The sequence below is a fragment of the Achromobacter sp. Marseille-Q4962 genome (assembly GCF_943737005.1).
Classification (GTDB): Bacteria; Pseudomonadota; Gammaproteobacteria; order Burkholderiales; family Burkholderiaceae_B; genus Achromobacter.
On record NZ_CALSFU010000024.1, the window covers coordinates 60,432 to 74,759 of the forward strand.

The following is a 14,328-nucleotide window of genomic DNA, read 5'->3' on the forward strand; positions in this document are numbered from 1 at the left end:
GCCCGCGGCGGCGCTTTCCCGTCCCTGTCCGTATGGACATGCCTATTCGATGGACGCGTGTCAGCCAGCCGTGTTGGCGCCTGGCGTCGTTGCCGGCGCCAGGCGCTGCGCCATCGGATAGGCGTCGATGTATTCGCGGAAGGCTTTCAGAAACGAGGCTTCGGCCGCGGTCTGCGGGGCGTCGCGGTGCCACAGCAGGTGCAGGTCCACGGTGCACACGCCTTCGCCGGGCGGCAGCCGCCACAGCAGTCCCTGCTCGACGTCGGCCTGGACGCTGTGTTCCGGCAGGCAGCCGATGCCGAAGCCGGCGATCAGCAGGCGCTTGACTTCGTCGTGCTGGGTAGAGGTTGCGACGATGCGGCCGGAAAAGCCGCGCTGGTCGCGGAAGATGGTGAGCGGCGAGAGGCTGTCGCCCAGCGCGTCGCTGGCGAACGACACGAAATTCTCCCCCAGCAGGTCGTCGATGCGGATGTCGGTCTTGCCGAACAGCGCATGGTTGCGGCCGCAGAAAAGCGCGTAGCGCTGCTGGAGGAAGATCTTGTGCTCCAGCCGCTTGGGAATCTGGCGGCACACGGCGATGCCGGCGCTGGCGCCGCGCTGCTGCATGAGGGCGACGATTTCGCTGCTGGGCAGCACGTCCATCTGGACTTCGATCCGCGGATAGGCGCGGTGGAAATGCGCCCAGAAGCTGTCGTAGACGCCGGAATGGATGCGGCTCGCGACGAGCAGATGGATCCGGCCCGCGGTTTCGACCTCGGTCTGCGACACCTCGGTCAGCAGCTGCGCCACGTTGCCGTAAATGGCTTGTGCGGCGCGGCGCACTTCTTCTCCGGCGTTCGTGATGGTGAACGCCGTGTTGTGCCGCTCGATCAGGCGGCGCTGGAGCTGCTCTTCGAGGCGCCGCAGCGCCTGGCTGACGGCGGACTGGGTCAGGTGCAGCTTGGCGGCCGCGCCGCTGATGCTGCGCTCCTGGACGATGACCAGGAACGTGCGCAGCAGGTTCCAGTCGAGGCGATCGCCTGGCCGCAGCGCGGCGGGAGTCGGTTTGGGCTGGGCAGGCATGGTGTCGGGCGGCATGTCGGGGTTTTTCGGCGGAATTGACGGCGGTGGACGGCGGGATCGCGCCGTATGGCATCAATATTAATACTATTTAAGTTGATTATTAATAAGCATAAATTGACGTTATATCAGCCCGGAGCGATAAACGCGGCTTCGAATAACGACATGCGTTCGAGGAGACTCTCATGGCTGGTTCCGCCAGTTTTCCCGTCGCGCGGCAGCCCGTGCGCGCCGCGACCGCCGCCTTTATCGGCACAACCATCGAGTGGTACGACTTCTACATCTACGCCACGGCCGCGGCGCTGGTGTTCGGCAAGGTATTTTTTCCCACGGCCGATCCGTTCGTCAGCACCATGGCGTCGTTCGGCACCTTCGCCGCGGGGTTTCTGGCGCGGCCGCTGGGCGGCGTGGTGTTTGGGCACCTGGGCGACCGAGTGGGCCGCAAGAAGGCCTTGATGGCAACCCTGGTCATCATGGGCGTGGCCACGGTCGGCATCGGCCTGCTTCCCAGCTACGCCATGGCCGGGTTCTGGGCCCCTGCCCTGTTGCTGCTGCTGCGGCTGGCGCAAGGGCTGGCCGTCGGCGGCGAATGGGGCGGCGCGGTGCTGATGGCCGGCGAGCACGCGTCGCAGGGGCGGCGCACGTTCGCCGCGTCTTTCGCGCAGCTCGGCAGCCCGGCCGGCCTGATCCTGTCGCTGCTGGCGTTCCGGCTGCTCACCGGGCTGGACGAAACCGCCTTTGCGGGCTGGGGCTGGCGGATACCGTTCCTCGTCAGCGCGGTCCTGCTGGTCGTGGGCTATTTCATCCGCGTGGGCGTGAACGAGTCCCCCGACTTCGCCCGGGTGCTGGCGCAGCAGGAACGGGCGGAAGTACCGGCCAAGGAGGTGCTTCGCACCGCATGGCGCACGGTGCTGCTCTGCATGGGGGTATGCACCGTGGCCATCGGCGGCATCTACTTCACCAACACATTCATGCTGTCGTACACGACGCAGACCATGGGACTGGACCGCGCGCTGATCCTGGACTGTCTTTTCGTGGTGGCGATCATCCAGTTCTTCGTGCAGCCGCTGGCCGCCTGGCTGGCCGACGCGGCGGGCCCGGCCCGCGTGCTGATCGGTGCCGCGTTCTGTTCGGTGCTGGCGCCCTACCCTATGTTCATGCTGGTCAACCACGGCAGCGCCTACAGCATCATCGCCGGGATCGCGATCGTGCTGGTATTCATGGCCACGATCTACTCGGCCATGGCCGGCTACATCAGTTCGGCGTTCCAGACCCACATCCGCTATTCGGGCATCTCGCTGTCATACCAATTCTGCGGCGCTATCGCGGGCGGGCTGACGCCGCTGATCGGCACCTGGATCTCGCACCGGTATCCGGGTCAATGGCTGCCGCTGGCGTTTTTTTATTCCGTGCTTTCCGCCATCACGCTGGTTTCCATCTGGGGCCTGGCCGCGCACAAGCGCCGGCTCGTGCGGTCCGCGCCCAACGCGCGCGCGGCTAAAGCCTCGGCCTGACCAGGCCCATCACCATCATTTACGAGGAATGAACATGACGCAGACGCAACCCGCAGCACTGACCGAAGAACAGATCCGCGACATCCTGCGGGCCGTCGACGACCGCTTCGATGCGCAAGTGGCGTTCACGCAGGATCTCGTGCGCTTTCCGTCGCTGCGGGAGCAGGAGCACACCGCTCAGGATTTTCTGTTCGAGGCGATGCGCGAACGCGGCTTCGCGATGGACCGCTGGAAAATCGACATCGACGACATCCGGTCGCATCCCGGCTTCGGTCCCGTGACCGTATCGTACGAGAATGCCTTCAATGTGGTGGGCACGTACCGGCCCGAGACGCAGGCCGGGCGCTCCCTCATCCTGAACGGCCACATCGACGTGGTGCCCACGGGCCCGCTGGATATGTGGAGCCGGTCGCCCTGGGACCCGGCCATCGTCGACGGCTGGATGTACGGCCGGGGCGCCGCCGACATGAAGGCCGGCCTGGCCGCGAACCTGTTCGCCTACGACGCGGTGCGCGCCGCGGGATACCGGCCGGCCGCGCCCATCTATTTCCAGTCCGTCGTCGAGGAGGAATGCACCGGCAACGGCGCGCTGGCCGCGCTGTTGCGCGGCTACCAGGCCGATGCCGTGATCATTCCCGAGCCCGAAGAGAACATGCTGGTGCGGGCCAATGTGGGCGTGCTGTGGTTCAAGGTGCGGGTGCGCGGCCGCCCGAGCCATACGCGCGAGATGGACAGCGGGTTCAACGCCATCGATGCCGCCTACGCCGCGATGCAGGCCCTGCGCAAGCTCGAAGCGCAATGGAACGGCCAGCATCGTTGCCACCGGCATTTCGAGCACCTCGACCACCCCATCAACTTCAATATCGGCAAGATCGAAGGCGGAGACTGGCCCTCGACGGTGCCGCCGTGGTGCGAATTCGATGTGCGCGCGGCCATTTATCCGGGCACGACGGCCGACGAGGCCCGCGAGCAGATCGAGGCCTGCCTGCGCGAGGCGGCCGCGTCCGACTCGCGGCTGGGCGGCACGCCGCCTGCGATCACGTATACGGGTTTCTACGCGGAAGGCTATGTGCTGGAGGAAGGCTCCGACGCCGAGCACACGCTGCGCGAATGCCACCGCCGGGCCTTTCGCAGCGAGCTGCAGAGCTTTACCACGCCGGGCTATCTCGACGCGCGGGTATTCGTGATCTACGGCAACATGCCCACGCTGGTCTACGGGCCGAAATCGCTGGACATCCACGGATTCGACGAGCGCGTGCATCTCGAGTCGGTGCGCCTGGTCACCAAGACCATCGCGCTTTTTATCGCACAATGGTGCGGCATCGACACGCAGGCCGGCCGGATCTGATCCGCCGGACCGCCCGCGCGGGAAGCCGGAGGGAGAGTTCAGGTAAACGTAATAGCGTGCGTCTCACAATAAGTTGCATAAAAACCCACAGGAGACGACGCCATGTACCGGAAACTCATTCCCGCGCTGGCGGTGGCGGCATTGTCGTTGCAGGCGGCTTCGGCGCTTGCGGCGGATGCGCCGAAAGATATCGTGCTGGGCGCCTCGGTCCAGCTGACGGGCCCGGTGTCGAACACCGGGCGCTATTATCGCGACGCCTATGAAATGGCGGTCGAGAAGATCAATGCCGCCGGCGGCGTGAAAATCGGCGGCCAGGCGCACAAGCTGGCGCTCAAGATCTACGACAACCAGTCCGACGTGAACCTGAGCGTGCGCCAGTACACGCAGCTCGTCAGCCAGGACAAGGTCAACCTGCTGCTGGGGCCTTTCGCGAGCAATTTCGCGCTGGCCGATTCGGCGGTGTCCGAGAAATACCAGGTGCCCATGGTCCAGGGCGGCGGCGCGTCGGACCAGATTTTCTCGCGCAAATTCAAATACATTTTCGGCACGCTGGCGCCGGCCAGCAATTACTTCGGCAGCACCGTAAGCATGCTCAAGGCGCTCAAGCCCGCGCCGCAAAGCGTAGCCCTGCTCTATGCGGACGATGCGTTCGACGTGTCGGTGGCCGAGGGCACGCGGCCCTTGCTCAAGAAAGCCGGACTGAAAGTCGTGATGGACGAGCGCTACAGCACCAACGCCACCGACTTCAATTCGCTGCTGTCGCAGATCAAGAGCAAACAGGTGGACGCGGTGCTGGTGGCGGGCCACGAAACCGAGATCCTGAATTTCGTGCGCCAGGCCAAGAGCCTGGCGGTGGCGCCCAAGATGTATTCGTTCACCGTGGGCGTGCCCTCCGAGGATTTCCGCAAGGCGCTGGGCAAGGACGCGGACTACGCCTTCGGCATGACGGCCTGGCTGCCCTCGGCCGCGCTGAAGGACCGCTGGTTTGGCGACGCGCAGCAGTTCGCCCGGGCCTACAAGGCCAAATACGGCTATGACCCGGACTACCACGCCGCTTCGGGCGTGGCCGATGTGGAGGCGCTGGTCGAAGCCATGGAGAAGGCGGGCACGGCCGATCCCAAGAAGGTGCGCGACGCGCTGGCGGCCATTCGGTTCGACAGTCTGTACGGCCCGGTCGCCTTCAATGCCCACGGCCAGATCGACCTGCCGCAGGTGGTGATCCAGGTGCAGGGCGACAATCTGGCGGAGGTCTACGGCGCCAAGGGCTTCGTGACGCCGCCCAAATACCCGATGCCGGCCTGGAACGCGCGCTGACGCCCTGCCCTTCGGGCTTTCCGGACCCGCGATCGTGGACCTGCTCGCGCAAATCCTCGCCAACGGCGCGCTGCTGGGCGGCCTCTACGCCGTCATGGCGCTGGGGCTCGCCCTGGTCTGGGGCGTGCTCAATATCGTCAACCTGGCCCACGGCGCGTTCATCATGCTGGGCGCCTACCTGTCCTGGTATCTGTACAACGGCCTGGGCGTGGACCCGTTCCTGGGCCTGCCGGTCACGGCCGTGTCGCTGTTCGCGCTGGGCTACGTGCTGCAGCGCGGGCTGCTGAACCTGGTGGTGCGCGGCCCCATGTTCAATACGCTGCTCATTACGTTCGGGCTGGAAGTAGTGCTCACCTATCTGGCGCAGATGGCGTTCTCGGCGGATTTCCGCACCATCAATCCGCCGTATGCGGGCAACAGCTACACGCTGGGGCCGGTGACGGTGCCGCTGGTGAGGCTGGCCGCGTTCGCCGTGGCCCTGGCCCTGACCGTGGGCATGTGGCTGCTGCTCCTGCATACGCGGCTGGGCCGGGCCATCCGCGCCACGGCGCAGAACCTGGTGGCCGCCCGGCTGTATGGCGTGGAGCCGCGCCATTTATATGCGGTGACGTTCGGGCTCGGACTGGCGCTGGCCGGCGCGGCGGGCGGCCTGTATGGCTCGGTGTCGCAGATCAACCCGTACATCGGCGCCGCGCTGACGGCCAAGAGTTTCGCGATTTCCATCATCGGCGGGCTGGACAACCCGCTGGGCGTGATCGTGGGCGGGCTGTTCCTGGGCATTGTGGAGTCGCTGACCATGCTGTATGTGGGGCCGACCTTCGCCGACGTGGCGAGCTTCGGCATCCTGGTGGCGGTGCTCATCGTGCGGCCCGGCGGGCTGCTGGGGAGAACGGCATGAAGGCCGCGCGCGCCGTGCTCATCCTCGCCGCGCTGGCCGTGCTGGCGGGCGTGCCCTGGTACGGGTCGGACGTGCTGGTGCAGTTCGGCATCAACGCCCTGCTGCTGGCGGTGCTGGCCCAGGGCTGGAACATCATCGGCGGCTATACGGGCTACGCGTCGTTCGGCAACTCCGTTTTCTACGGACTGGGCAGCTACGGCGTGGGCATCGCCATGGCGCAGTGGGAACTGCCGTTCGGCGCGGGGCTGGCTTTCGGCGTGGCGCTGGCGGTGGCGTTCGCGCTGCTGCTCGGGCTGCCCGTGCTGCGGCTGCGCGGGCATTATTTCGCCATCGCCACGCTGGCGCTGGCGCAGGTCATGACGGCCATCGTATCCAACGTGGGGCTGGCGGGCCAGAACATCGGGCTGGTGCTGCCGCCGCTGAACAACGATCCGCTGTTCTACGAGCTGTCGCTGGGCCTGCTGGCGCTGGCGACCCTGACCGTGGCCTGGCTGACGCGCAGCCGATTCGGCTTCGGCCTGATCGCCATCCGCGAAAACGAGGAAGGCGCGGCGGTGATGGGCGTGAACACCACGCTGTACAAGGTGGCGGCGTTTGCGCTGTCGGGCGTGTTCTCGGCGCTGGCCGGCGGCATCCATGCGTACTGGATCACCTTTCTCGATCCGGAAAGCGCCTTCGACATCAGCCTGAACGTCAAGATGATCATCATGGCGGTGTTCGGCGGCGCCGGCACGGTGCTGGGGCCGGTGGTGGGCGCGCTGTCGCTGTCGGCCGTGTCGGAATGGCTGTCCAGCGAGGTGACCAGCGTGGCGGGCCTGTTCTTCGGCGCGGTGATCGTGGCGGCGGTGGTGCTCATGCCGCGCGGTCTGGCCGACCTGCTGCGGCGCTTCCGCAAGACGGGCTGGCGCTATTTCGCGGACAACATCAAGGCGCACCGGCTATGAACGCGATCCTGGACCTGCGCAACGTGACGCGGCGCTTCGCCGGCCTGGTGGCGGTGAACCAGGTGAGCTTCACGCTGGGCGAAGGCGAGATCCTCGGCCTGATCGGGCCCAACGGCGCGGGCAAGACCACGCTGGTGAGCCTGGTCAGCGGCACGCTCGCGCCGTCCGAGGGGGAAATCTATTACCAGGGCCGCCCCATCACCGCCCTGCCCGCCTACCGCCGCGCGCGCCTGGGCATCGGCCGCACGTTCCAGATCATGCGGCCGTTTCCCGGCCTTTCGGTGCTGGACAACGTGGCGGTGGGCGCCCTGTTCGGCCACGCCGACGGCCGTCCCGGCCTGGCGCAGGCGCGCGAACAGGCGCGGGCCTGCCTGGACTTCGTCGGCCTGGGCCGCGCGGCCGGGCAGCGCGCCGACGAGCTCGGCGGCCCGGGCCGCAAGCGGCTGGAGCTGGCCAAGGCGCTCGCCATGCAGCCCAAGGTGCTGCTGTGCGACGAGGTCATGGCCGGCCTGAACCTGGTGGAGATCGAGGAAGTCATCTCGGTCATCCGCAAGGTGCGCGACAGCGGCATCAGTGTGCTGGTCATCGAGCACGTCATCAAGGCCATCAAGAGCCTGTCCGACCGCCTGCTGGTGCTGCACCACGGCGAGAAGATCGCCGACGGCGCGCCCGCCCAGGTGCTGGCCGACCCTCAGGTGGTGCAGGCCTATCTCGGCAAGAGGCGCGCATGAACGATGCCGCGCTGTTGAGGGTCGAGAGCCTGTCCGCCGGCTACGGCGAGGCGCCGGTGCTGCACGACGTGTCGCTGGAAGTGCGCCGCGCCGAGATCGTGGCGCTGGTAGGCAGCAACGGCGCGGGCAAGACCACGCTGCTGCGCGCCGTGTCGCGCGTGCTGCCGTGCACGGGCAGCATCCTCATGCACGGGCGCCAGCTCTCGTCGGCCACCCCCGACCAGGCGTTCGCCTGCGGCATGGTGCAGGTGCCCGAGGGCCGCCAGCTCTTTGACCGCATGACGGTGCACGAAAACCTGCTGATGGGCGCCTACCGGCGCAGCGACCGCGCCGCCATCGCGCGCGACCTGGACAAGGTCTACGGCCTGTTTCCGCGCCTTGCGGAACGGCGGCGGCAGATCGCCGGCAGCATGTCGGGCGGCGAGCAGCAGATGTGCGCCATGGCGCGCGCGCTCATGGCCGCGCCGGCGCTGCTCATGGTGGATGAAATGAGCCTGGGCCTGGCGCCGGTGGTGGTGGAGCGGCTGATGGACGTGCTGAGCGGCATCCGGCGCGAGGGCGTGACGATACTGCTGGTCGAACAGGACATCCACCTGGCGCTGTCCAACGCCGACCGCGGGTACGTGATGGAAACCGGCCGCATCGTGCACAGCGGGCCCGCGCGCGAACTGATCGACGACCCCGAAGTGCAGCGGGCGTATCTCGGAAGCTGAGGACGCGCCGCAGCCCCTGCGCGCCGGTAGGGCATCCGCTCGAATCGATTATGCGCCGCCCCGGCCTTCGGGCCGGGCGACGAATTGCTGCAGGGCCGGCACGGTGTTGAGCACGTGCTGGCGCATGGCCGCCTCGCAGCGGTCCGGGTCGCGCGTGACCAGGGCGTCGATCAGTTCCTGATGCGAGACGCGGGCGCGCGGGCTGTGGCCGGGCTGGGCCGCCCAGACGCGCATGTAGGGTTCCACCACCGTGTGCAGTTCGGAAATCTGCCGAAGCAGCCGCGGCTGGGCGCAGAAGCCGCAGAGGAACTCATGGAATTCGCGGTGGGCGGTGGTCCAGTCGAGGTAGTCGCCCGAGCCTTCGTCGAGCTGGTCCAGCATGCGCGCCAGCCTGCGGATGTGCTCGTCGCGCAGGCGGGCGACCGCATTGCGCATGGCCAGGCCTTCGAGCACGGAACGCATTTCGAAGACTTCGCGCATTTCTTCCGGGTTGAGCCCCTTGACCACGGCGCTGCGGTTGGCGCGGATCTCGACCAGGCCCTCGGAGGCCAGGCGGCGCAGCGCGCCCCGCACGGGCATGCGGCTGGTGCCGATCTCGGCGGCGATGGTTTCGGGCACCAGGCGCTGGCCGGGCGCGCAGCGGCCCAGGCGGATTTCCTGCTGGAGGTATTGATAGGCCTCTTCTTCGGCGCTGATGGCTGTTCTTGGATACGACAGCATCCCTGTCCCCGGATCGTTTCAAGCCGAGATGATAGTGTGCGATCAAAATAACATAAATTGGATCCAATTATCCATTGATGCAAAACCCTATGGGAACGCCGGACGCGCCTGCGTCTAATTGCAAACTGCGCAAGCAGCCGCGCCGCGAGCCTGTGCTCACCGCGGCGCGTACGGACGCACGAACCAGAAACTCACAAGGGGAATCCATGAAATCTCGTCTATTGCGCGGCCTGGCCGCCGCCGCCCTCGCCTCTGCCGCCGCGGGCGCGCACGCCGCAACCGATTGGCCGCAGCATCCGGTGAAAATCGTGGTGCCGTTCCAGGCCGGGTCCGCCACCGACCTCATCACGCGCCAGCTCGGCGCGGCCCTGTCCCGGGAGCTGGGCCAGCCTTTCGTGGTCGAGGCGCGCCCGGGCGCCGCGGCGGCCATCGGCAGCGCCGCCGTGGCGCGGGCCGAGCCGGACGGCTATACCCTGCTCATGGGCGGCCCCGCGGCCATCGTCACCAGCCGGTATCTGCAAAAGCGCCTGGCCTACGACCCCGACAGCTTCGAGCCGGTGTCGCTGGTGGCCTACACGCCGAACATCCTGCTGGCCAATCCGAACCAGCCGTTCAAGACCCTGCCGGAGATGGTGGCCTACGCCAAAGCGCATCCGGGCAAGCTGACCTACGCCTCGTTCGGCACGGGCACCACCTCGCACATGGCGGGGGAAATGCTCAAGTCGGTGGCCGGCATCGATATCCTGCACGTGCCCTACAAGGGCGCGGGCGAAGCGATTCCCGCCCTGCTGAGCGGCCAGGTGTCCATGTATTTCGACACCATCATGACGGGCCTGCCGCAAGTCAACAGCGGCGCGCTGGTGGCGCTGGGCATGTCCAACGGCAAGCGTTCCGCGCTGGCGCCCGCGATTCCGACGATTGCCGAACAAGGTTTCGCCGGCTACGACATCGCGCCATGGTACGGTGTGGTCGCGCCCCGGGGCACGCCGGCGCCCATCCTGGACAAGCTCAACCAGGCCATCAACAAGGTGCTGGCCGAGCCCGGGCTGCGCGGCAAGCTGGCCGAGGCCGGCGCGGAACCGCAGGGCGGCACCCGCGAGGAGTTCGCCGCTTTCATCAAGAACGAATTGCCGCGCACGCAGAAACTGATCCAGCAGGCCGGCATTTCTCCCCAATGACCCGATAACCTTTTTCGCCCGGACGGCCGCAGCCATGCCTGATCCCTTCGATTGGTCCTTTCCCTACCCCTCCCAGAAAATGCCGGTGCTGGCGTCCAATGCGGTGGCCACCAGCCAGCCGCTGGCGGCGCAGGCGGGGCTCCGCATGCTGCTGGCCGGCGGCAATGCCGTGGACGCCGCGCTGGCCGCCGCCATCGCGCTGACCGTGGTCGAGCCCGTGATGAACGGAATCGGCGGCGACATGTTCGCCCTGGTCTGGCACGGCGGCCGCCTGCACGGGCTCAACTCCAGCGGGGCCGCGCCGGCCGCATGGACGCCGGAATACTTCGCCGGCCGCGAGACCATGCCTCCCACCGGCTGGGGCGCCGTGACCGTGCCCGGCCAGGTGGCGGGCTGGAAGGCCCTGTCGGAGCGTTTCGGCAAGCTGCCTTTCGAGCGGTTGTTCGAACCCGCCATTTCGTATGCCGAACAGGGCTACGCCGTCTCGCCCACCATTGCCCGCCAATGGGCCACCCAGGCGCCCCGGCTCGCGGGCGAGCCGGGCTTCGCCCGGGCCTTCCTGCCGGGCGGCGAGGCGCCGCGCGCCGGCCAATGGTGGAAATTTCCCGACCAGGCGCGCACCCTGCGCGAGATCGCCGAAAGCGGCGGCGCCAGCTTCTACCGCGGCGACCTCGCCCGCCGCATCGCCGATTTCGCGCGCGAAACCGGCGGCGCGCTGCGCGAGGCCGACCTGGCCGAGCACTGCGCCGAATGGGTGGAGCCGATTTCGCAGGCGTTCCGTGGCTACGAACTGCACGAGATCCCGCCCAATGGCCAGGGCATCGCGGCGCTGATGGCGCTGGGCATGCTGGAGCACTTCGACCTGGAATCCATGGGCCGCGACAGCGCCGACTACTACCACGTCAGCATCGAGGCCATGAAGCTGGCCTTTGCCGACCTGCATCACCACGTGGCCGACCCGCGTCACATGCGCACCAGCGCCGCCGCGCTGCTCGACCCCGCCTACCTGCGCGAGCGCGCCCGCCTCATTTCCATGGACCGCAGCGCCGTGCCCCCGGCCGGCGCGCCCGCCGCCGGCGGCACGGTCTACCTGACGGCGGCGGACGCCGACGGCACCATGGTGTCGTTCATCCAGTCGAACTATCACGGCTTCGGCTCGGGCGTGGTGGTGCCGGGCACAGGCATCAGTCTGCACAACCGAGGCATGAATTTCGTGCTCGCGCCCGGCCACGCCAACCAGGTGGCGCCGCGCAAGAAACCCATGCACACCATCATCCCGGCTTTCCTCACGCGCGGCGGCCGGCCGCTGATGTCGTTCGGCGTGATGGGCGGCTCCATGCAGGCGCAGGGCCACGTGCAGATGGCGACGCGGCTGGCGGCGTTCGGCCAGAATCCGCAGGCCATGAGCGACGCGCCGCGCTTCCGGGTGGAGAACGGCCCGGTGGTGAACGTGGAGTCGCACCTGCCCGCCGACGTGGCGCAGGCCCTGCGCGACCGCGGCCACACTATCGCGGTGGCGCCGCGCGACAGCCTGGAATTCGGCTCCGCCCAGCTCATCTGCCGGCTGGAGCAAGGCGGCTACGTGGCCGCTTCCGACTCGCGGCGCGACGGCCAGGCCGTGGGCTACTGAGGCGCCACGGCGCGCGCGGGCGGCGGCGCGGACCCCGGCACGCCGTACCGTTCAGCCGGCGATCCAGAGCGCCGCCAGCGCCAGCACGAGCGCCGGCGGCATTACCACCGCCCCCAGCCGCAGGAACCCCAGCGCACTCACGTGCATGCCTTCGCGGCGCACCGCCAGCAGCCACAGCAATGTGGCCAGCGACCCGCTGATGGACAGGTTCGGCCCTAGGTCGATGCCGATCAGCAGCGCCGCGGTGGTGCCCGCCGACAGGTCGGCCATGCCGGCCAGCGTGCCGGCCATGAGGCCGGCCGGCAGATTGTTGACGAGGTTGCCCGCCACGGCGGCGCCCACGCCCGCGGCCCAGGGCGCCGCGCCCGCCGGCAGGCCCCGCATCAGCGCCGCGAGCTGCTGCAGCGCCCCGCTGGCCGCCATGCCTTCCACCAGCACGAAAAGGCCCGCCACCAGCGGCACCACGCCCCAGGCCACGCCCTTGAGCAGCCGCCATGGGCTGGCGCGGCTGCGCAGCAGCACCAGCAGCGCCGACAGCGCGCCCGCCGCCAGCGTGGGCCAGCCCAGCGGATAGCCCAGCGCCGACGCGGCCACCAGCGTCACCGCCGTCAGCGCCACGGCGCAGGCCGCCATGCGCAGCCGGGGCGTCATGGGCGGCAGTGGCGGCGAGGCTTCCAGGGGCTGGGCCAGTTCGGCACGGAACACCAGGCGCAGCGTGGCGTAGGTGCAGCCGACGGCCAGCAGCGACGGCAGCGCGAAGTGGGCCAGCCATGGCGCGAGCGCGGGCATGCGCGCCCCGAACACCACCAGGTTGGCCGGATTGGAAATCGGCAGCACGAAGCTGGCGGCGTTGGCGACGAAGGCGCAGATGAACAGATACGGCAGCGGCGGCGCTTTCACGGCGCGCGCCACGGCGTACACGGCGGGCGTGAGCACCACGGCCGTGGCGTCGTTGGACAGGAACACCGTGACCAGGGTGCCCACCAGGAATACCAGGTCGAACAGCCTGCGCGCGGAGCCGGCCGCGTGGTCGGCCGCCAGCAGCGCCAGCCAGTCGAACAGGCCCTCCTGGCGCGCCACCTCGGCCACCAGCATCATGCCCACCAGGAACAGATAGACGTCCGTGCCCCGCAGCATCGCGTGGCCGGCCCGCTCGGCCGGCAGCAGGCCCAGCGCCACGAGCGCGCCCGCCCCCACGCAGGCCCAGAGGTATTCGGGCAGGCGCCAAGGGCGCAGCAGGATGGCCAGGGTGGTGGCGGCGGCGATCAGCCAGGTCAGCGTATGCGGGACGGCCATGGAAAGCGGGCGGGGGTGGAAAAGGCTGGAAAAAACCCGTCCCCGCCGCGCGCCGCCGCTCGGCCTGCCGGGCGGGATCAGGAAGGCGGCATCATAACCGGCGCGCCCGGCGGATGCGTCCTCCTTTTGCGCAGAAACGGGTCAGGCCGCCGGCTGGGCGAGCGCCGCCTGGGCCCGCCCGTAGTCCTGCAGCAGCACGCCGCTCGATTGCGAAAGGGAGTGCCGGGGATAGGCTTCCTTCACGTAGCGCTGCAGCTCGGCCTCCACGGCGGACATGCGCGCCTCGTCGGAAAGCCGTTCCGGGTACAGCAATTGTTCCGCGGCGGCCAGCGTGCGCTTGGCGCGCAGCTCGGCCTCCGTGAGGGTGCGATGCGACAGGAACTGCGGATTGACATCGAGCTTGCCCATGACGTACTCCCTTTTTTCTCTATAGCCGCGTCGCGCGGCTACCCCTGCCCTGCAATATCCGTGCCAGCGGCCGCCCGCGGGCAGGCGCGGGCGGCCGCTCCGGCAGGCAGCGCCGAAACGGCCCTTATTTGAAATTTCTACACTCGGCGCCGCCGCGCGCCGCTCACCGCGCCAGCCGCTTCAGCGCCTCGAGCCGGTCGGCGTCCCGGGCCCGCTTGTCGCGCCGCCAGCGCAAGATGCGCGGAAACCGCAGGGCCGCGCTCGAACGGCTCGCCATAGCCGTGCGCGCGGTAATCCTGCTCGCCCAGCCGCCACCGCAGAATCGGCAGTCCTTCGGCGCTGGCGTGACAGCGCTCCATGCCGGGGCGGGCGTGATCGCCGTGGCCGTCGGTAAGCATGGCCGTACGCACCGGCCGCCAGAGATCGATTGGAAATCGCCCGCCGGACAGTACAGGCCCTCGGGGCGCAGTTGCACCAGATCGCGCATGGCATGCTCCGCGGGCGCGGCATTGCGCCGCGCCCTGCCGTCCGTTCTTGCGGTTTCCTCTCTCTTATACCCCGCGCCCCCGCCGCCC

The 14,328-nt window shown here is 68.6% G+C and carries 14 protein-coding genes; 9 read left to right on the forward strand and 5 right to left on the reverse strand.

Going from position 1 to position 14,328, the window contains the following annotated elements; all coding sequences use genetic code 11:
• Positions 1–60 precede the first annotated feature (60 nt).
• A complete protein-coding gene (locus tag NGJ44_RS19070) occupies positions 61–1,077 on the reverse strand; it encodes a LysR family transcriptional regulator (RefSeq protein ID WP_251865120.1) in 1,017 nt (338 codons plus the stop codon).
• Between the two features lie 167 nt (positions 1,078–1,244).
• Here NGJ44_RS19070 and NGJ44_RS19075 point away from each other — a divergent pair, with 167 nt between their 5' ends.
• From NGJ44_RS19075 to NGJ44_RS19105, 7 genes are all read left to right on the forward strand, one after another.
• Positions 1,245–2,573, forward strand: a complete 1,329-nt coding sequence (locus NGJ44_RS19075; protein ID WP_053245646.1) for an MFS transporter — start codon at positions 1,245–1,247, stop codon at positions 2,571–2,573.
• Positions 2,574–2,607: 34 nt separating this feature from the next.
• Entirely contained in the window at positions 2,608–3,921 is a 1,314-nt protein-coding gene (locus NGJ44_RS19080; RefSeq protein ID WP_053245647.1) for an ArgE/DapE family deacylase, read from the forward strand.
• Between the two features lie 102 nt (positions 3,922–4,023).
• Positions 4,024–5,235 (forward strand): amino acid ABC transporter substrate-binding protein, encoded by a 1,212-nt coding sequence (locus NGJ44_RS19085; RefSeq protein ID WP_251865122.1) that lies wholly within the window; start codon positions 4,024–4,026, stop codon positions 5,233–5,235.
• 34 nt (positions 5,236–5,269) lie between these two features.
• Positions 5,270–6,133, forward strand: coding sequence for a branched-chain amino acid ABC transporter permease (locus NGJ44_RS19090; protein ID WP_053245649.1), 864 nt, complete (start codon positions 5,270–5,272; stop codon positions 6,131–6,133).
• The gene (locus NGJ44_RS19095) at positions 6,130–7,077 is read left to right on the forward strand and encodes a branched-chain amino acid ABC transporter permease (protein ID WP_251865124.1); all 948 of its coding nucleotides are present in this window, start codon (positions 6,130–6,132) and stop codon (positions 7,075–7,077) included. Before NGJ44_RS19090 ends, NGJ44_RS19095 begins: the two co-directional genes overlap by 4 nt.
• Entirely contained in the window at positions 7,074–7,808 is a 735-nt protein-coding gene (locus NGJ44_RS19100) for an ABC transporter ATP-binding protein (protein ID WP_251865126.1), read from the forward strand. The genes NGJ44_RS19095 and NGJ44_RS19100 overlap by 4 nt, the downstream gene beginning before the upstream one ends.
• Positions 7,805–8,521 (forward strand): ABC transporter ATP-binding protein, encoded by a 717-nt coding sequence (locus tag NGJ44_RS19105; protein ID WP_251865128.1) that lies wholly within the window; start codon positions 7,805–7,807, stop codon positions 8,519–8,521. Before NGJ44_RS19100 ends, NGJ44_RS19105 begins: the two co-directional genes overlap by 4 nt.
• 48 nt (positions 8,522–8,569) lie before the next feature.
• Here the strand turns inward: NGJ44_RS19105 and NGJ44_RS19110 are convergent, their stop codons facing one another.
• Entirely contained in the window at positions 8,570–9,241 is a 672-nt protein-coding gene (locus NGJ44_RS19110) for a GntR family transcriptional regulator (RefSeq protein WP_251865130.1), read from the reverse strand.
• A gap of 206 nt (positions 9,242–9,447) precedes the next feature.
• Here NGJ44_RS19110 and NGJ44_RS19115 point away from each other — a divergent pair, with 206 nt between their 5' ends.
• Both NGJ44_RS19115 and ggt read left to right on the forward strand, forming a co-directional pair.
• Positions 9,448–10,419: a Bug family tripartite tricarboxylate transporter substrate binding protein gene (locus tag NGJ44_RS19115; protein WP_251865132.1), complete on the forward strand. Its 972-nt coding sequence runs from the start codon at positions 9,448–9,450 to the stop codon at positions 10,417–10,419.
• A gap of 34 nt (positions 10,420–10,453) precedes the next feature.
• The gene (gene ggt / locus NGJ44_RS19120; protein ID WP_251865134.1) at positions 10,454–12,049 is read left to right on the forward strand and encodes a gamma-glutamyltransferase; all 1,596 of its coding nucleotides are present in this window, start codon (positions 10,454–10,456) and stop codon (positions 12,047–12,049) included.
• A 51-nt stretch (positions 12,050–12,100) separates the two neighbouring features.
• On the opposite strand, the gene NGJ44_RS19125 is transcribed toward ggt, so the two are convergent.
• From NGJ44_RS19125 to NGJ44_RS19135, 3 genes are all read right to left on the reverse strand, one after another.
• Entirely contained in the window at positions 12,101–13,345 is a 1,245-nt protein-coding gene (locus NGJ44_RS19125; protein WP_251865136.1) for an SLC13 family permease, read from the reverse strand.
• Between the two features lie 141 nt (positions 13,346–13,486).
• Positions 13,487–13,753, reverse strand: coding sequence for a hypothetical protein (locus NGJ44_RS19130; protein ID WP_251865138.1), 267 nt, complete (start codon positions 13,751–13,753; stop codon positions 13,487–13,489).
• 163 nt (positions 13,754–13,916) lie between these two features.
• Entirely contained in the window at positions 13,917–14,240 is a 324-nt protein-coding gene (locus tag NGJ44_RS19135) for a hypothetical protein (RefSeq protein ID WP_251865140.1), read from the reverse strand.
• Positions 14,241–14,328 lie beyond the last annotated feature (88 nt).